Source organism: Ruegeria sp. YKSF131, assembly GCF_059612645.1.
The window spans coordinates 1-17,070 of record NZ_JBXWQZ010000022.1; the positions used below are offsets into that span (position 1 = coordinate 1).

The window sequence follows — 17,070 nt, forward strand, 5'->3', positions numbered from 1 at the left end:
GAAACCTCCGGCGTCCATAGATTGTCCCGTATGAAGATGCGTCTCTCCCCAAAGTGGCCGTTCCGGGAAAGTTCGACCAGCATAGGGTGAATAGGCGGGAGCAGGATAGGTATCGGCGAGCTGTTCCGAAGTTGGGGTCCATTCCTGCGCATGGGCTGGCATTGCCGTAGTGAGGACAGTCGTTGCGAGCAAGGCAATCGCGTTTTTTACGGCGGCGTGTCTCTGCTGTTCCATGTCTTCTCCTCCCAACGCTTCTGTTTTAGCATAAAACCATATTTTAGCGGTTTGGTCGAACAGTCCCCATGACCGAGATCAAACGGACGTCGTGCTTGGTATAGAGATTTGGCGTTGGAAATCTGGTCTGATTAAGGGCGCCCGTTTGGTGCCAAAGCTTCCGTGCCACGATACCCTTGATCATCGTCGAATGCATGGAATCCGGCGGTAAGGGTCGCGAGGTTGGCGATTGTATATGCCTCAAGATTACTTGGGTTTTGTGTAATAGCTTGCAATCACATCGCCGACCGTAGAGCTTACCCCCTTGTGGCGACTGATACCCGAAGGCCTGATGATACGCATGCGAACGCTTCTTCTTTCCCCGCTTGTCCATTTCTTCGCGCTTGGTGCCCTGATCTTTGCCGCATACGCGGCGATCGAGGATGAGCCAGTTGCGCTCAGCCCCGATATGATCAGCTTGACCGAGAGCGAGGCAAACCGACTGGTGCAGAACTTCATTGCCACCTGGAACCGCCCCCCCACGATCCGGGAGTTGGAGAACTTGATGCAATCGTGGGCGCTGGAAGAGGCCTATGTCCGCGAGGCGCTGATCCTCGGACTTGATCAAGGCGACGTGGTCATACGCCAGCGATTGAACCAGAAGATGAAGTTCCTCGCAGAATCCGGCGCCGCGATGGTGGAACCAGATGAGGCCATGCTTCAGACGTATCTGGACCAAAACCCGGAACGGTTCACGCAAACCGCTCGAATGGCTCTGGAACAGATCGTTGTGCCCGGAGATCGGGATACCTTAGAACTTCTGGCGCTGCTGGAGAACGGTGCCGACCCGGCGACGCTGGGACCGGCTACTCTACTGCCACAGTCCTTTCCGATAACGCCTTCGCCGGTGATCGACCGCACATTTGGAGAGGGGTTCCACGAGGCGCTGGCGGACCTGCCGGTCGGAAAATGGCAGGGTCCGGTCGAGAGCGGCTATGGCCTGCATCTCGTGCGGGTAATCGAGAGAATGGACGCCGTGCTGCCACCGCTGTCCGAAATCCGCGACCGCGTAAAGGCCGAATGGCTCGCCGCTGAGACAAAGAAGATGCGCGAAAGCTTCGGTCAAGCGCTGCTGGATCGCTACACCATTATCTTGCCCAACGCCGAAGAGGTGTTGAACAGATGAAACGGCTGCTGTTACTTCTGCTCGCCATTTCCGCCATCTGTCTGCCGGGATACGCGCCGGCCCACGCGCTTGATCCAGGGTATCTCGATCTCGCGTCCATGGGGCAAGAGCGCTGGCGCGTGACCTGGCGCGCACCTGACGTGAACGGTCGAATGATGCCCATAGAGGCTCGCCTGCCAGGGAACTGTTCACATGAGCCGCCTCCGTCACCGTCCTTTGATGGACGTGCCTGGACAACCGCATGGGTAACCACCTGTCCAGGAGGCCTTGAGGGCGGTGTGATCGAGATCGTCGGGCTGGAGCAGACCAGAACGGAAACCTTAGTGCGGTACGAATTGGAACCCGGACAGACGCAGGTGCGTCGCCTGACATGGACCGAAACCGCATTCACTGTACCTGAGGATCCTGGGGTTCTCGACATCCTTTCGAGCTATGTCGCGCTCGGAGTGACACACATCCTCGAAGGCCTTGATCACCTGCTTTTTGTCTTCGCGCTTGTGCTGCTGATACGCGATCGCAGTCGGTTGTTCTGGGCGATCACGGCGTTCACCGTTGCGCACAGCATCACGTTGGCTTCGGCCACTCTCGGCTGGCTGAACCTCCCTCCTCCACCTGTCGAGGCCGTGATTGCGCTTTCAATCGTGTTCCTCGCCCATGAGCTATCGCTTTCACCGGAGAACCGTGACCCGTTGGCCGTGCGTTTCCCCTGGATCGTCGCTTTCGCATTCGGCTTGATACATGGTCTGGGGTTCGCCGGGGCACTGAGAGAGATCGGCTTGCCTGAAGGGGACATTCCACTGGCCCTGTTTGCTTTCAACGTCGGGGTAGAGCTTGGTCAGATCCTGTTTATCGTTGTGGTACTGACCACTGGGTTCGCGGCCCGGCTTCTCTATCCGGCAGTAAAAGAGCGAGCGGTCCAGCTTGAACACGTGACAAGTTACTGCATTGGTAGTCTAGCCGCCTTTTGGGTGATTGAACGGATTGCGGGATTTTGAGCGAAGTTTGAAGAAGCTACCGAAAAAGCCACTGGTGCAAACCTTCGCCCGCGAACACCTATCCAAGCTTTATCGGCGGCTACGCCAAGTTGTCTGACGTGGATTGGAATAAGCGTGAGGTCATAGCAATTCATCTGGTTCATCTACGAAACTACACAAATGCATTACTGCGGTAGTAGGATTGGTTTGATTGAAACTGGGCTTTCAGATCAAAAGAACCACTTATGCCGTCATCGTTATTGATTTCGGTGTATATAAAAAGTTGGGTGAAAGGCCCTCTGGCTAGATCAATTCAGTGTAAGTGGTGACAGTGCCAGGGTTGGTATTAATGGTCGTGTCTTAGGCTCAGGACCTACAAATCTTGCTCGTATAAAGTGATCGGCTGGCTGCGAGGAGCTGCAACTATTCAATTCGGGCAGAGGTCTGCCTTGGTTCAGGGGATTTAGGCTCGCAATGTTCCGCCGCCCCGGATTTCCGGAGCGGCGGTTGTCATGTGATACTTGGAGGGGTCGGTCTAAGTTTCAGGAGTTCGCGTTGCAGGTCCCCCATTTTACGTCGCCATTGCCATCATTGGCCTGCTGGATGAGGTCGGCGCAGACAGGACCGTCGAAGGCCTTCGTGTCCTCAATGTTGAAAGTGATCGTCTGAGCCGTATCCATGGCGCGGGTGCGAATATCCCCATTGTCCAAGTTGTACTGGAAGCTTACCCAGGTGGGGTAGTCATCGCCTGCGCCGTTGTCCTGCGGGTCCTGGATGTTCAAGGGCACGGTCACCGAGTAATCGAAGGCCTGCTGGATGCGGCCCATCGTTTCGGCGTAGTTCAGATCGCTGTAATCCTGGTTCATTGACGTCCAGAGCATCCGGACATTGCGGTTGGCCGACCCGATGTCGGCAGGGATGCCTTGCCCCGACGGATTGTTTGCAAGATCAAATTGGGCGGCGTACTCGCGCTGGTCCTGCTGGAGCGGGCTGTTGACCATGACCCGCAGATCGCTGTCGGTATCGCCGGTGTAGACGACCTCCAAGCCACCTTCGTTGAGCTGGAAGAGTGCGATATGGCCGCTTTTGTCGACCGCCGAGAAGTGCACGCCGTGGTAGCTGTCGCTGCCGCGCATCTTTGCTCCCCAGGCGATCTGGAAATCTCCGGCCTCGTGTCCGGCGACGACCTCGGCCACGGTGGCGTAGTTCTCGGCGATGAATGTCGTCAGGTCTGCCATGTTGACCGCTGGCGCACCGCTATCCTTGTGCTCGGTAACGAACGGTTTGGAGTCGTTCATGTAAAGGCCCATGGCGCTCAGGCCCTGGTCGTTGATTGCCTCGGCGGTGACACCGTGGAATGTCTCGTGCTCTTCCATGGCAACCGTGTGATACTTGACGGTCCATTCCTTTACGTTGGCGTATTCGGCAACATCAGAGGAAACGCGGGCTTCGCCCTCCGGGTGGACACGGGCATAGGCGCCCAGACGGCTGCCGCCCCAGTCCAGCGAACGGGTCACGATTGTGCCATGGTCCGTGTCGGCAACGAAGCGCGAACAAGCATTGGCTGTGACGGCAGTGGTGGTCACAGTGGCAGCCAGGATGGCGGTGATGGCGGTGGAGGTCCAGGAGCGGTTCTTGGTGTTGGAGGCTTTCATCTTTCTGTTTCCCTTCGGCTTTTGCGGATCTGTCCGCGTTTTCGATGATTGGGACTTAGCCAACGGTGTGATGAAGCGGGACGTCGACAACTGTTAACAACAGTTGGGCGATCAGAGCCGAACGCCAACCAATCCACCCGATGGGGAGCAATTTTGCAAACAGGTTGCAAGCGCGGGCTTGCGGCTTAGAGTTTAGGGGTTGAAGCTACAGAGGCTGACCATGAGAGACCAACCGAGCAACGAAGAGATAGCCCAACAACTTGAGCAAATCCTGGCATCGCCTGACTTCACGGCTGGCCCAAGGATACAGAAATTCCTCGCCCACATTGTTACCGAAGAACTTGAGGGTCGGGGCGAATACCTGAAGGGCACTGCTCTTGCGATGGATATCTTCGGACGCGGCGCCGATTTCGACTCAAACAATGACTCCATTGTCCGGATCGAAGCGATCAAGCTGCGCAAGGCAATTGAACACTACTACCTGACGGCTGGTGTCGCCGACGAGATCATAATCACTGTTCCGAAGGGCAGGTATCGCCCGCAGTTCGTGCGGCGCGCGGTAGAGGAAAGCAAAATCCAAAAAAGAATCCCTCGTGGACTACCAACACTCGCAATCTTGCAGTTTGAAGGTGCGGACTCCGAAAAAGCCCTGATTTTCCGAGAAGGGTTGCCTGAGGAGATCGCGCTCGAGCTCGCCCGCTTTGGCCAGATCAAAGTGTTGTCAGGTTGGCACACCGACCACTCAACGCGGGAGATAGGGCAACAAGAACTTATAGAGAGCTCAGACTACATCTTGAGAGGCAATGTCCGGGAGGCTGGTGGGAGCCTGCGTGTGTCAGTTCAACTCGACCGAAACCCTGGAAAAGCTTTAGTCTGGTCCGACAGGTTTCGCGTTTCCGGCGATTCAGAAGATCCCTTCGATGTGCAGGAACAAATTGCGCGGCAATGCGCGACCCGTATGGCGGACGCCTACGGCGCAGTCGCCGAAGATCTCAATGCGCAATACTCCGGGAGGCGTGCGGAAGATGCAGGTGTCTTTGAGGCCCTTCTGGCGTTTCACGCACACATGCGGACTTCACGCCGATCCAGTCTCGAAGAGTTCAGTGACCTCATCGACACCGCGCTACGCGACAATCCTTCGAGCGGGTTGGCCCACGCGCTCAAGGCCATTGCACTAATCGAGGAAGCAGCTTTGGGCGCCCGGTCTGCGGAAGATGTTGTCTCCGATGGAAGGAGCCATGCAGAAACGGCCATCGCGTTGGCACCTAACTGTCAGGAAGCTCTCTACGCCGCTGCGAGTTTCGCGCGATTCCACGGTGAGAACACCCGGTACGCAAACCTGATAGAGCGCGCTATCGAGGCGAACCCGAATGCCACGTTGTTGACTGCGATGGTGGGAGGTTGGCTCGCCGCAATCGGGGACACGCGAGAAGCGACAGCCATGATCGAAGGCGCAAGAGAACACAACCCGCTACTGCCAATCTGGATCAACATCCCTTGTGCGCTCGATCCCTTCATGCGGGGCGAATACGAGGTGGCCTCGGATATGATCAGCGAGGTGGATGGCCGTGACAATCTGTACGACTGGATGCTGATTGCCGCCATGCATGCAATGGCCGGGCGAATAGATATGGGGAAAAAGGCTCTGGCGGCATTCTTCGAGGCCGGGGTCGACCCAGAATATTTCCTGCGTTCGATCCCGCTTGCGGAGCCTGTCGCAGGACGCATCGAGCAGGGGATTAGCGCTCTACTCTCCGTTAAATGAGCTCCAACCGAACGCGGGCTTTGGAAATTGGCGCTGTGTTTTGCTAACGGTTGCCCCTTCCGTCAGACGGCGGAAAAGTCGGCATTCTTGACGTTCGATATGGCGGTTCCAACCGGCGTAAGCCCGTGATTCAAGGGCGACGGGAGGAATGCACATGTCGCATCTGTTTTGGCATAAGTCAGACCACGTGAACCGCATCAAACACCTTTTCCCGAAACCTCGCGGGGGTGGACGATCCGACGACCGAATGGTGCTTAGCGGTATCATCCATGTCATTCGAAACGGCCTTCGGTGGCGAGACGCTCCGGCGGATTATGGGTCGCACAAGACGCTCTACAATCGTTTTGTGAGATGGTCCCGCATGGGTATCTTTGCCCGTATCTTTAGGGAACTGGCTCAGCCAGGACAGGATGGTGAAACCATCATGATCGACAGCACTCACCTGAAGGCACACCGAACAGCGTCAAGCCTCTCAAAAGGGGGGGCTCGAACGCGTGCCATCGGTCGCACAAAGGGCGGTTTGAACAGCAAACGGCACACGGTCTGCGACAGACGTGGAAGGCCACTGACGTTCTTCCTCTCATCCGGCCAGATGAGCGATGCAAAGGGTGCTATGGTGTTGCTGGGCAGCCTTCCACGAGCCAAATCACTCTTGGCAGACAAAGGGTATGATGCAGACTGGTTCCGTGAGGCGCTTGCCGAACGCGGCACCGAGGCCTGCATACTGGCGCGACGTGGTCGAAGAAATCCGGCTGAACATGACGCCAAGCTATATCGTCAGCGCCATCGCATCGAGAATCTGTTTGCCAGATTGAAAGACTGGCGCCGTATCGCGACGCGCTATGACAGGTGCGGTGACTTGTTCCTGTCCGCCATATGCCTTGCCGCGACCGTCATCTTTTGGTTGTGAGTCCTGACCGTAGGGACATGGCAACCTGGAACGCATAACTTTGCCCCGAGACATCAATTGAGCTGTTTGGGTCAAAGTTCAGCCAGACGCAGAATGCGGAATCGTTGCTTTCGGCATTGGTTAAAGTGATAAAGAACGTGCGGTTTTTCGGAAGAATTGTCTGCTTCTTAAACCCTAGATTTGTTCTTTCTCTGTCGGCCCCCGCCGCTACTGCAATTGCAAGATATCCGGAACGCATAGCTTTCTTTTTGTCGGCATTTTGTCCGCACCATCCGATCGTTTCAGTCTTTTTGGTCCGTCTTTGACCTTAACCTTCGGCTTAGCCAGCGGGCCCTTTAAAGTCACTGGCCACGGACTTCTCGAAAGAGGCTCTCCGATTTTGCGGGGTTGTAGATTTAGGTCCAAGGCCTTGCCCGCCAAATCAACAGCACCAAAGACGACAACCTGGACGTGATCTGTTTCCAACGTGGTTTGTTTCGTCGAGAGGTTCCCATTGGAAATACTAATCGGCGCTCGCAAACATACAATTGGAGCTACCTTCTGTTTTTCCTTGGTAAACACCCAAGGTAGCAGCCCTAACCCTGCCAGATCTAAAAGCTGAGTTTCGATCGAGCCATCACGCAGTGACACTGTGGCGTTGCCGCTCATAGTGTTAGTAAAATGCTTAGGTGAATCGGTTCCCCCTGTCACCGAAAAGTCTGTATAGATCTTACCGCTCGCGCCTTTCTTGAAGTTCAGATTGTGAAGAATATCCTCCAACTGCCAGCCACCTGCTTTGCCGGTCAACGTGAGCAGGTGCGCGTCGTTTGATAGATCCATTTGCCCGCTGACGTCAAAATTTGCGCCCCCGTATTCAAACTTCAAAGGCCCAGCCTTCAGCTCGTTTTTGTTGAGCGTCAGTTCGCTCTGCAAACTGCTGATGCCCTTGGCACCCTCTATGTGCCGAAGGTCGATGTCGACATCCATATCCATACCGGACAAGAGAATTGAACGCCCGATAGGTTTAAGCGTTACATCTCTTAGCGCACCTTGGTCGCGCTCGTCTTCTTGCTTAGTTTCTTTCTCTTCCGGCTCTGGACCGCCTATTTTCCTCAACTGTGCAGCAGCCTGAACGATGGTTCGGATCTGATCTACCTTTATCAGGTCACTCTCTATGGAACCCTGCAGTACAGGGTCACTTGTCGCATCATCAAGATCGGCCACAATTTGCAAGACCGAGTCGGCAACCTCGACGTTGGCACTCGCGTTCCAATCGGTGCCTTCACTAACGATGTCTATTTCAAGGCGAGCCTGCCCAGTTTCCACGCGTTCAAGCGATAGAGCCTCCAATAGGTCCGCTCCGGATGGGACTGCGACATCAATGGCCAAATCCAGGTCCTCGAATTTAAGTACGTTTTTAACAGTGCCATGCACCTCGAGGTTCCAGACTTCCGTTTCGCTTGTCTTTGCATCCAAATTCGTCAGCGAAAGCTGATTGATGTCACCGTTCAAATGGAAGCCGCCGGAAAACCTGCCGAGTTGGTCGTCCGGTCCTAGGAGTTCTGGTGAGATCAAACTGCTTGCATGAATATCCATTAGGCCTTCGGCTGATATTCCTTGCACCTGAAGCGCGTCATCGACCGAACCTTTCAAAATGATAAACGGATTGGCGGGTTCCCCAATTCTCAGGTTGATGCTCCCGACCCTTAAGGCGCCTTCGGGTGTTCTAGAGAGCTCGGAGAACTCTATCGGGGGCGGGCCTTCGCCAGACGTGTCCAACGTGAAGCCGTTGGTCTCAATAACCATTTGTCGCTGCGGAACCTGCCCGGGCACGCTGTCAATAACCATGTCGACCGCGATAAGTTTAAGATCATATCGCGATGCGGCAGGGGCTGGTTCAGCATCTTCAGGGTACAACCTAATGCGGGTTGTCAGCGATACGTCTTCCGGGTTTCCCAATTCTCCGACCTGCCCCGTCAGCGAAAGGCTTTGTCCGCCTTCTAATTCAGCCGATACAGATAGGTCGTCAATTCGTGCTACGCCGTCAACTGATTTGAACGTTGCACCAATATTCCCAGTACCTTCCAAAACGCGGTTTAGCTTCAGGATATCGAGAAACTGGCCAAGTTCGGCAACATCTAAGGTCGTTTTCACTTGTAACCCGTTCTCTTGAGGGACTTCCTGAGCGGCAATCGAGATCTGTTCGAAGTTCACTGCAACCTGAAACGGGTCTTCCGCGGGAAATGTCCCGTTCAGATCAAAACTCTCTCCGTTTAGCGAACCAGTCCCAACTGCGGTCGCAACGTCGGTTTCCGTATCACGCTTCAAAAGCAACTCAGGCAGCTGCAGATTCAACTCAAGCCCGTTTAGATCGTTCCGGTAAAGAACGGCAACATTAGTCAGGTCAATTTTGTGGTCCGATAGAATTCCAGCTACTGGCAGTTTCGGAGATTTTGCAGGTTTCCCGGCATTAACGTCCGCTTGGGAAATGGACTGCCAGTTTCCGACGCCTGCTTTGTCTGTGATCAGGTTCAGGTGAACCCCCAAGAGAGAAAGGTCACTCAGCGAAAGTTTACTGTTCCAGAGGTCGCGCGCGGAAACTTCAAACTCAATTTCATCGATTGCTGCCAAGTTCACATCAGCATTCGGAGGTCCAGGCAATACCAGCCCCGCCGCTGATACCTGCAATTGCCGACCAAGACCCAGACGCACTTCATCTTCAATTCTAACCTCTTGACCAAGTTTCTTAGAGATCAGATTTTCAACGAAAGTTTTCCTGACAGAGGAAAACAACGCAGAAGACAGGAAAAGCCAAGCTGCCAACACAGCGACAAACGCGACAGCGCAACAAATCAACATACCTTTCGCAACGTATCGCAAGGCTTTCTCCCAGTATTCCGTTTCATCCCGTGGGCAACCTAGACCATTTGATCAATAAGTTAATGAAATATATGGTCGGCTACTATTCTGAACTGTAAATGACCTTGACCGTATAGCTGGCACTCTCGCCGATTTGGTCGAACGTCTAAGAAACGGGTAAATGACCAACGCTCTGTTTGTGCGGCACACCGGCCTGTTGCACAAATCAGGGGGTGAGCACACTTCCCCTTTCCCCGGACGGATTTATGCTACGGGCTCAGTGTTGGTTATGCCAAGAGCTGTGCAGCGGTTGAGCACCGCAATCCGGACCTAGAACTCGGCAACCTGCCGATTGAAGTCTCGGGCCATGATGCCTTGGCCAAGGAGTTTGACGCAGTTCATCTTTGTCTCTGCGCGGCTTTGGGCATCGCCGATGTTGCTTGTCGTGACATCAACCGCGCGGATCTCCAGTGTTTCTTCATCTATTCCGAGATGAAGCTTACGCCACAGGCGCTTTTTTACTGCCGCCATGTTTGCGGGCGTTCCACTCACCTTCGCCCTCAGCTTTGATCCCGGTCGCGTCGATCAACAGGTGCAACGGCCCAGTTCCACCGCGGTATGGGATAGAGACGTTCAACGTCTTCTGGTGACGACAGAGGGTAAGAAGTCCGGAACTTTCCGGTCAAGCCCTGCTGGGCGCAACAGGCTTTCAACGAACCCTGTCGTCTGGCGAAGAGGCATGCCGAACAGCACCTTCAGCATCAGACAAACCTGGATCGCTGCATCGCTGAATTCTGGCTGACGACCGCACTTGCCCGTCGCTGGCGCATACCATGCCATCTCAGGTTCAAACCAGATCGATAGTGAACCGCGCTGCTTCAACGCCGTGTTGTACGACGGTCAGTTCTTGGTCTTGTACTTCGTAGGGGACCAACTGCTCATACTCTCCAGCTATCAACTTGGATTCATGGAGTGAATCCCTAAGCGCAATTGTGCAACAAAACCCGGCACACCCAGTTTCTAAACAGCTGGTTTGAAGTGGATTTCAAAAGCCAGAAACGGACACGTTGCATGAGCTTTGACTATGGCTGCTGGACACATCTTCCAAACTACAGGCAATCAGATTCCTTCTATTCCCCACATTCATGTAATTACTGCTATATGTGAATTCTTCAATCAACGAGGACAAGATGAACTCACTAACCAGAATAACACGAGGGATAGGCGTCGCTTTCAAGGACGGTAGAGTTAAGGGCATCCTTGCCTTCACAATTGGAATGATTTTTTGGGCCTCGGTCTTTTACCACTTTGTCGAAGGTTGGAGTTGGCTCGACTCAATCTACTTTTCTGTAGTGACAATTTCGACCGTGGGGTTTGGTGACTTCTCCCCTGAAACTGCGGCAGGAAAAATCTTCACAATGGTATACATCATCGTGGGCCTCGGTGTCTTCGTGACAGCAGCTACCACGGTGGCAGATACGATCTTGTCTCAAGACGACGAAAAAACGGATAAATAGATTATACCCAATTCAGCCAAACTGAGTTCATGCGCAGGTATTAGTTTGACTAGGCACCTCAGGCCGCGCCCCAGATCCACTTGTGTCTTCAAGCTGATAGGCGGACGCATAAAACTAAAACATATATACATATTTTGCTTTTTGAGTGTAATGTTCAGAAAACAGCTAGTGGAGGGATGGAATGGAAAAGATCCAGGACGCGAAGATTGTCGATCTGGCGATACGATTGCTCTTTCTCGGACTATTCCTTTACAGCGCTCTGGTCATGGTGGCCCCGCTTGCAAGCGTAGTTATCTGGGCAACGATCCTCTGTGTGGCGCTTTACCCGGTATTTAATTGGATGCAGTCCAAGTTAGGAGGCCGAAAGAAGCTTACAGCGACGATCTTGGTTTTGATGGGTCTTGTTCTGACCCTCGGGCCAGTCGCAACTGCGGTGTCTGGTGCCGCAGAACTTGGGTCTGAATTCGCGGAACAAGCAGACAGGGGTGAATTGAAAATCCCCCCAGCGCCCGAAGGTATCAAGGAACTACCGCTAGTCGGAGGAAAAATTGCCGATGTCTGGGGAATGTTCGAACGGAATCTGGACGGTGCGCTTGCAAAATACGGCGCCCAGATTCTTGAGATCACTAAATCCTTATTTGGAAAGGTGCTGGGGATCGGAATTGGACTTCTCGGCCTTGCATTGTCGGTATTGATAATGGGGGCTTTGTTTAGCCCAGGGCCGAATCTGGTTCAGGGCCTTCAGCACTTTGCAAACCGTGTATTTGCGCCGCGTGGCGGTGAATTCGTAACATTGGCGGGGGCAACGATCCGTAATGTAACAAAGGGTGTAATCGGCGTTGCAGCGATTCAAGCGGTGGTCGTTTGGGTATTGTTGGTGCTGTTCGGGATTGGCTCGGCCGCCACGCTGGCGTTCATCTGCCTGATCCTCTCGATCATCCAGATTGGACCCGGCTTGGTTCTTTTGCCTGTTATCATCTACGCATGGAGTTCCATGTCCGGAGGTGCAGCTTTGATCTTCACCATACTGGCGATTCCCGTAACAATTATGGACAGCTTCCTGCGGCCCGTATTTATCTCAAAAGGCCTTGATACGCCCATGCTTGTGATCCTCATCGGGGTGCTAGGAGGCATGATGGCCTATGGCTTAATCGGCATTTTCATGGGCCCCGTTTTGTTTGCTGTCTTCTATGAGTTGTTCAAAGTCTGGATCGACGCCTCACCGGGCACCGAAAACGCCGCTGAAGGAGTGGCGAAATGAGGAAAACGATCTGGTCTACATTGGCTGTCATTCTCATCTTTCTCGTCTGGTATCTGGTCGCTGACCGCAAGACACCTTTCACCGGGAACGCCAGAGTAAAGGCCGTGGCGACCCAGATCGTTCCGCAGGTCACTGGGACGGTGACCGAGGTTCTTGTTGAAAACGGTCAGGTCGTTTCGGCAGGAGACGTTCTAGTTCGGATTGATGCCAGACCTTACGAAATTGATCGCGACAAAGCCGAAGCCGATCTCGAGGCAGCCACTCAGGAAGTGGGAGCGTCGTCAGCGGAAGTAAGCGGCGCGCAAGCCAAACTGGCAAGGGCGCAGAGTGATCTCGACACCATGCGTCTGCAGACGGAGCGTGTGTTTGCGCTTGAAAAGAAAGGGTTGATTGCCGTCTCAAAGGCCGATGATGCCCGAGGGCAACTGGCACAGTCCGAGGCGAATTTTGAGAACGCAAAAGCGGATCTTGAAAAGGCGAAGCAGCGGCTTGGTGTTGACGGGATTGATAACCCGAAAATCCAGCGCGCGTTGGCGGCCTTGGCGGATGCAGAACTGAACCTTGAATGGACTGAACTGCGTGCTCCGGCGACAGGTATAATCTCAAATCTGCTGATAGCCCCCGGAACGTATGCGAGATCCGGCCAAGATCTTCTGACATTTCTGGATGCAACCGACATTTGGATCGAGGCGTACTTTACCGAGAACAACTTGGGAAGAGCTTCGGTGGGGTCTCCGGTTGATGTAGTGTTGGATATGCATCCCGGTCAAATTGTTACGGGCGTCATTGAGAGCTTCAGTGCTGCTGTGTCTTTGAGTGGCGGTGATGAACCCGGAAAATTGGCTAGCCCACCAAGCACAAAGGGATTTTTGCGTGAGCCGGAAAGGTTCCCGGTCAGGATTATCTTGCCCGGCTATGAAGCTGGTAGTGCTGAAGATGATCTTCGTTTCCAACTGAACGGGCAGGCCGATGTGATTATGTATCTTAGTGACAACTCGTTGCTGAACCTCGTGGGCCGTACCTACATCCGCGTGGTATCAATTCTGTCCTATGCGTACTGAGGACCGGCGCTCTGTCACCCGGCTTGCGCTAGGTGTTACCGGTGTATTTACATTGGGCCTGTTTCTCGGGTGGCCACTCGCCGTCGTCGGGGCGGTTTTCACTGCCCTTTTTCTTCAAGCGCCTGCCGCTTTGCCTTTGGCAGCATTTGCTAAGCTGTTTGTCTTTTCAATTGGATTGATGTTCATTTCCTTCCTGGTCTCGTCAATCTTCTCGCCATATCCTCTTGTGTTCCTCATCCTCGTGGCCATTGGAATTATCCTGTCGTTCATTTGGTCAGTTTCTGGTGCCGGAGTATTGCCAGGTGTCATCGCCCTCATGGGGGCCGTGATGATTCCAAACCTGGTTCTGCAATCTCAGAATCTGGCTTTGGTGCTCGTGTATTGGATACCGTTGAACCTGCTTTTTGCAGGCTTCGTATCGACGCTGATGTTCGTGTTGATACCCGCTGAACCTCAAACGGCGGCTCAAAAGAAGGCAGCAACGTCGCCGGACTTCGACCCCCATCGCCGAATTGTCAGGATGTCGCTTGTAACAGTTCCGTTTGCTATGGCGTTCTTTATTTCCGGAGCGTCCGCATTGCTGGTTCTGTTTTTTGTCGCTCTGCTGAGCCAGCAACTTGCGGCTATGCCTGCCGCAGGCAAAACCGTTGCAAAAGCTATGCTGACGGCAAACCTTCTTGGGGCGGCAGTATCCATCATATGCTATGAAATAAACGTAATAGCTCCGGTTATTCTGACGCCCGTTCTGCTATGTTTTTTCTTCTGTCTGACCCTAGGAGCACTTGGAAAATCTCAAGTCCCGCTCGCAGCTGCCGCCGGCTCTGCTATTACAACGGCTCTGATTGTGTACGGTGGGTCTGTTGCACCATTTTCAGACGAGGCTGACGTCAAGAGCATCACTCGAGTATTACAAGTTGCTAGTGCCGCCTTCTTTGTAATTATCGCATATGTCGTTGTGGATGAATTCTGGCCGGAAAAAGAGCGCCACGCAACTCAATGAAGTTAGTTGCCAAGTGGTATGGTTCTGAATCAAGTAGAGTTCCCAGCTTGACCACTTTTATTTAATTCATCCGAGTCGAAAGACGTCTGCATTGTCCGGAGGCTGTGTGGAAACGCGCAGTATTCTGTCTGTTTCTGAGGATTTGAGTCTTGGCGCGGAGTTTTCCCCAGATTTCTCAGTTTCGGTTGCAAAACGACCTTAGTGGCTGTTTTGGCCCGTCCAGGTTGATGGGACCGGTGCGGCGGCTGGTTTTCCGGCCGTAGAAACCGCCTATGCCTTCATTGCGGCAATCAATGCGGGTGTTCCGATCAGGTTCATCACGCGGGTCGGCGCCTTTGGCCATAGGCGTTTCAGAGGCTATTGTGGTTCGAGTTTAGTTTATGGGCGGTTCGATACAGCCCGGAGGCGTCAAGTGCAGTGCCTGCGGGATCGCGCGACGGCTCTGATCACTTGGCGTCGGACGAAACCGACCACGCAAAATGAAATGATAGCTGCGGTTGAAGGCCCCGGAACAGGGGAAGCTGACCCCGATATTTCTCCGCTACGCAGACCAGGGGATGGACTGCGGCGGAGCGTGTTTCGTGGCGGTCGGGCTTAGGTCATGCCCAGCGCTTCTTTGTACATTTCGATAACGGCCTCTTGCTCGGCGATGTCATCCTTGTCCCTTTTTCTGAGGGAAATGATGCTGCGCAGGGCCTTTACGTCATAACCGCGCGACTTGCTTTCGGCGTAGACCTCTTTGATCTGGTCGGCGATGTCTTTCTTTTCCATCTCAAGGCGCTCGATACGTTCCACAAACTGGCGCAGCTCGCCCGCGGTGACCTTGTAATTTGCTTCTGCTTCTTCAGACATGCTCATCTTTTTTGTTCCCGGTTATGGACCTGCAACCAGAAGTGGACAGCCTGCTGTTGGCAGTGAACGGCGGTGGCCCGATCATCGGGGGCACCTTCGAAACGCGCCTGTCCCAGAGGCTGAAACCCTGGTGTGGAATGCCGGATACAGTGCTGCCGCCCGGGTCGCAAGCACCCATTGGGCCGGCGCACTTGTATGACCCCAACCGATCCGTTAAGCGCGTGATCAGGTCACGAGGATATGCGGGGAACCATGTTTGAATTCATCACCTGGGGCGGTGCGGCCCTGTCTGTGGCCGGGCTTGCCGGTCTGGTCTGGTGCATTCTTCGCGTGATGCGGGCGCGCAAGGCCGGTCTGTCGGATGACGAGCTGCGCGCTGTGGTTCAGGGGGTCCTGCCCTGGAACCTGGCCTCGCTGTTTCTGTCGGTGCTTGGATTGATGCTGGTCATCCTCGGGATATCCCTTGGATGACCATCCGGTTCACACCGGCAAGTTATCAAACTGCGCTTCAATCGCGTCTTCGCACAAGGCCGCATCCAGACGACGCAAGCGCGAAGGCACCTCCATCCCCTGCTGCCGCATTCGGTCAACAATCTTACTTACACTCGGCTGAAGCGCCAAACGCGTTTCCAGACCCGCGTTTACAAGCTTACGTTCAAGCTGCTCGGCTTCGGAATAAAGACCAGTCGGTGTCATAACCATCCTCCCAAGTGGCGCCAGTATCCCCAATATACGTAACGGGATTGCGACCCGCAGATAATATCGTAACCTTGTGCGGGAAATTGCCTGCCATGGTCGAAGTTTCGGCAATCTGACGCGGATAGGCTAAAGATTAAGCCAGGATTTCAGCGGTTGCTTTGACCGGCATCAAATTCAGGTTCGATATTGCATCACATTCCAATTCACATATATGATATGCGTGACCGAAACGGAGAAGATCATGACACCGAAAGTGAAAGCGTTTTTTGACGAGCAGACCTTCACGGTTTCCTATGTGGTTCATGAACCTCAGGGGCGGGCCTGCGCCATCATCGACAGCGTGCTGGATTTCGACCATGCCTCGGGGCGGACGTCGACAACCTCGGCGGACAAGATCATCGATTTTGTGCGCGCGCAGGACCTTAAGGTCGAGTGGATTCTGGAAAGCCATGTCCATGCCGATCACCTGTCGGCGGCCCCCTATCTGCAACAGGAGCTGGGCGGCAAGATCGGGATTGGCGATCAGATCGTCACCGTGCAGGACACGTTCGGCAAGGTTTTCAACGAAGGAACCGAGTTTCAGCGCGATGGCAGCCAGTTTGATGCGCTGTTCAAGGAAGGCGACAGTTTTCACATCGGCCAGATGCGGGGCGACGTGCTGCATACGCCGGGTCACACACCGGCTTGCATGACCTATGTGATTGGCGACGCCGCATTTGTCGGTGACACACTGTTCATGCCCGATTTTGGTACCGCACGTTGTGATTTCCCCGGAGGATCGTCGGCTACGCTGTTCCAGTCGATCCAGAAGATACTGTCGCTGCCGGACAACACCCGCATCTATGTCGGGCATGATTACAAGGCTCCGGGCCGCGACGAATACGCGTGGGAGACAACGGTAGGTGAACAAAAGGCGCTAAACGTCCATATCGGACAGGGGCGCAGCATCGAAGAATTCGTGGAAATGCGCGACGCGCGGGACGCCACGCTGGCCATGCCGCGGCTGATCCTGCCGTCTTTGCAGGTTAACATGCGGGCCGGTCAGATGCCCCCGGCGGATGAACAGGGCGATGTTTTCCTGAAATTGCCGGTCAACAAGCTGTGAAGCGGGAACAACAAATCACAAAGGGAATTCCCAC

At 54.2% G+C, this 17,070-nt stretch carries 16 protein-coding genes and 1 pseudogene; 10 read left to right on the forward strand and 7 right to left on the reverse strand.

The annotated features are described in order from the left end of the window. Positions 1–234: hypothetical protein (locus AC2FLZ_RS09890; RefSeq protein WP_496882136.1), on the reverse strand; the 234-nt coding region annotated here is incomplete at its 3' end. 340 nt (positions 235–574) lie between these two features. On the opposite strand from AC2FLZ_RS09890, the gene AC2FLZ_RS09895 reads away from it, so the two are divergent. Together AC2FLZ_RS09895 and AC2FLZ_RS09900 are read left to right on the forward strand one after the other, a co-directional pair. After that, entirely contained in the window at positions 575–1,399 is an 825-nt protein-coding gene (locus AC2FLZ_RS09895) for a peptidyl-prolyl cis-trans isomerase (RefSeq protein ID WP_480555608.1), read from the forward strand. Beyond that, positions 1,396–2,394, forward strand: coding sequence for a HupE/UreJ family protein (locus AC2FLZ_RS09900; protein ID WP_496882137.1), 999 nt, complete (start codon positions 1,396–1,398; stop codon positions 2,392–2,394). Before AC2FLZ_RS09895 ends, AC2FLZ_RS09900 begins: the two co-directional genes overlap by 4 nt. A gap of 521 nt (positions 2,395–2,915) precedes the next feature. On the opposite strand, the gene AC2FLZ_RS09905 is transcribed toward AC2FLZ_RS09900, so the two are convergent. Then, positions 2,916–4,028: a linear amide C-N hydrolase gene (locus tag AC2FLZ_RS09905; protein ID WP_496882138.1), complete on the reverse strand. Its 1,113-nt coding sequence runs from the start codon at positions 4,026–4,028 to the stop codon at positions 2,916–2,918. Positions 4,029–4,248: 220 nt separating this feature from the next. Here AC2FLZ_RS09905 and AC2FLZ_RS09910 point away from each other — a divergent pair, with 220 nt between their 5' ends. Further along, entirely contained in the window at positions 4,249–5,793 is a 1,545-nt protein-coding gene (locus AC2FLZ_RS09910; protein WP_480518988.1) for a hypothetical protein, read from the forward strand. A gap of 154 nt (positions 5,794–5,947) precedes the next feature. Beyond that, positions 5,948–6,703, forward strand: a complete 756-nt coding sequence (locus AC2FLZ_RS09915) for an IS5 family transposase (RefSeq protein WP_496822132.1) — start codon at positions 5,948–5,950, stop codon at positions 6,701–6,703. A 207-nt stretch (positions 6,704–6,910) separates the two neighbouring features. On the opposite strand, the gene AC2FLZ_RS09920 is transcribed toward AC2FLZ_RS09915, so the two are convergent. The 3 genes and pseudogenes from AC2FLZ_RS09920 to AC2FLZ_RS09930 all read right to left on the reverse strand — a co-directional run bounded on the left by AC2FLZ_RS09920 (position 6,911) and on the right by AC2FLZ_RS09930 (position 10,381). After that, positions 6,911–9,562 (reverse strand): AsmA family protein, encoded by a 2,652-nt coding sequence (locus AC2FLZ_RS09920; protein ID WP_480555614.1) that lies wholly within the window; start codon positions 9,560–9,562, stop codon positions 6,911–6,913. A 309-nt stretch (positions 9,563–9,871) separates the two neighbouring features. Next, on the reverse strand, positions 9,872–10,072 hold the full coding sequence (locus AC2FLZ_RS09925) for a hypothetical protein (RefSeq protein WP_496882139.1): 201 nt from the start codon (positions 10,070–10,072) through the stop codon (positions 9,872–9,874). Beyond that, positions 10,041–10,381 (reverse strand): annotated as a pseudogene (locus AC2FLZ_RS09930) (transposase). Before AC2FLZ_RS09930 ends, AC2FLZ_RS09925 begins: the two are co-directional and overlap by 32 nt. Before the next feature lie 350 nt (positions 10,382–10,731). Here AC2FLZ_RS09930 and AC2FLZ_RS09935 point away from each other — a divergent pair. From AC2FLZ_RS09935 to AC2FLZ_RS09950, 4 genes are all read left to right on the forward strand, one after another. Next, a complete protein-coding gene (locus AC2FLZ_RS09935; protein WP_480518982.1) occupies positions 10,732–11,058 on the forward strand; it encodes a potassium channel family protein in 327 nt (108 codons plus the stop codon). Between the two features lie 181 nt (positions 11,059–11,239). Continuing rightward, positions 11,240–12,319: an AI-2E family transporter gene (locus AC2FLZ_RS09940; RefSeq protein ID WP_496882140.1), complete on the forward strand. Its 1,080-nt coding sequence runs from the start codon at positions 11,240–11,242 to the stop codon at positions 12,317–12,319. Beyond that, entirely contained in the window at positions 12,316–13,380 is a 1,065-nt protein-coding gene (locus tag AC2FLZ_RS09945; protein ID WP_480518978.1) for an HlyD family secretion protein, read from the forward strand. Before AC2FLZ_RS09940 ends, AC2FLZ_RS09945 begins: the two co-directional genes overlap by 4 nt. After that, a complete protein-coding gene (locus AC2FLZ_RS09950) occupies positions 13,370–14,380 on the forward strand; it encodes a DUF2955 domain-containing protein (protein WP_496882141.1) in 1,011 nt (336 codons plus the stop codon). Before AC2FLZ_RS09945 ends, AC2FLZ_RS09950 begins: the two co-directional genes overlap by 11 nt. Positions 14,381–14,974: 594 nt before the next feature. Here AC2FLZ_RS09950 and AC2FLZ_RS09955 read toward each other — a convergent pair. After that, complete coding sequence (locus tag AC2FLZ_RS09955; RefSeq protein WP_209505782.1) at positions 14,975–15,238, reverse strand: DUF2312 domain-containing protein; 264 nt, start codon at positions 15,236–15,238, stop codon at positions 14,975–14,977. A 246-nt stretch (positions 15,239–15,484) separates the two neighbouring features. Between AC2FLZ_RS09955 and AC2FLZ_RS09960 the strand changes: the two genes are divergently transcribed. Next, positions 15,485–15,703, forward strand: coding sequence for a hypothetical protein (locus AC2FLZ_RS09960; RefSeq protein WP_209505778.1), 219 nt, complete (start codon positions 15,485–15,487; stop codon positions 15,701–15,703). Positions 15,704–15,712: 9 nt separating this feature from the next. On the opposite strand, the gene AC2FLZ_RS09965 is transcribed toward AC2FLZ_RS09960, so the two are convergent. Next, a complete protein-coding gene (locus tag AC2FLZ_RS09965; RefSeq protein WP_209505776.1) occupies positions 15,713–15,928 on the reverse strand; it encodes a hypothetical protein in 216 nt (71 codons plus the stop codon). Between the two features lie 244 nt (positions 15,929–16,172). On the opposite strand from AC2FLZ_RS09965, the gene AC2FLZ_RS09970 reads away from it, so the two are divergent. After that, the gene (locus tag AC2FLZ_RS09970; protein ID WP_480473612.1) at positions 16,173–17,036 is read left to right on the forward strand and encodes an MBL fold metallo-hydrolase; all 864 of its coding nucleotides are present in this window, start codon (positions 16,173–16,175) and stop codon (positions 17,034–17,036) included. Positions 17,037–17,070: the final 34 nt, after the last annotated feature.

Bases quoted from the DNA above. Each gene is read 5' to 3' on its own strand.
- AC2FLZ_RS09895 (WP_480555608.1), top strand. From the start codon at position 575: ATGCGAACGCTTCTTCTTTCCCCGCTTGTCCATTTCTTCGCGCTTGGT.
- AC2FLZ_RS09900 (WP_496882137.1), top strand. From the start codon at position 1,396: ATGAAACGGCTGCTGTTACTTCTGCTCGCCATTTCCGCCATCTGTCTG.
- AC2FLZ_RS09905 (WP_496882138.1), bottom strand. From the start codon at position 4,028: ATGAAAGCCTCCAACACCAAGAACCGCTCCTGGACCTCCACCGCCATC.
- AC2FLZ_RS09910 (WP_480518988.1), top strand. From the start codon at position 4,249: ATGAGAGACCAACCGAGCAACGAAGAGATAGCCCAACAACTTGAGCAA.
- AC2FLZ_RS09915 (WP_496822132.1), top strand. From the start codon at position 5,948: ATGTCGCATCTGTTTTGGCATAAGTCAGACCACGTGAACCGCATCAAA.
- AC2FLZ_RS09925 (WP_496882139.1), bottom strand. From the start codon at position 10,072: ATGGCGGCAGTAAAAAAGCGCCTGTGGCGTAAGCTTCATCTCGGAATA.
- AC2FLZ_RS09935 (WP_480518982.1), top strand. From the start codon at position 10,732: ATGAACTCACTAACCAGAATAACACGAGGGATAGGCGTCGCTTTCAAG.
- AC2FLZ_RS09940 (WP_496882140.1), top strand. From the start codon at position 11,240: ATGGAAAAGATCCAGGACGCGAAGATTGTCGATCTGGCGATACGATTG.
- AC2FLZ_RS09945 (WP_480518978.1), top strand. From the start codon at position 12,316: ATGAGGAAAACGATCTGGTCTACATTGGCTGTCATTCTCATCTTTCTC.
- AC2FLZ_RS09950 (WP_496882141.1), top strand. From the start codon at position 13,370: ATGCGTACTGAGGACCGGCGCTCTGTCACCCGGCTTGCGCTAGGTGTT.
- AC2FLZ_RS09955 (WP_209505782.1), bottom strand. From the start codon at position 15,238: ATGAGCATGTCTGAAGAAGCAGAAGCAAATTACAAGGTCACCGCGGGC.
- AC2FLZ_RS09960 (WP_209505778.1), top strand. From the start codon at position 15,485: ATGTTTGAATTCATCACCTGGGGCGGTGCGGCCCTGTCTGTGGCCGGG.
- AC2FLZ_RS09965 (WP_209505776.1), bottom strand. From the start codon at position 15,928: ATGACACCGACTGGTCTTTATTCCGAAGCCGAGCAGCTTGAACGTAAG.
- AC2FLZ_RS09970 (WP_480473612.1), top strand. From the start codon at position 16,173: ATGACACCGAAAGTGAAAGCGTTTTTTGACGAGCAGACCTTCACGGTT.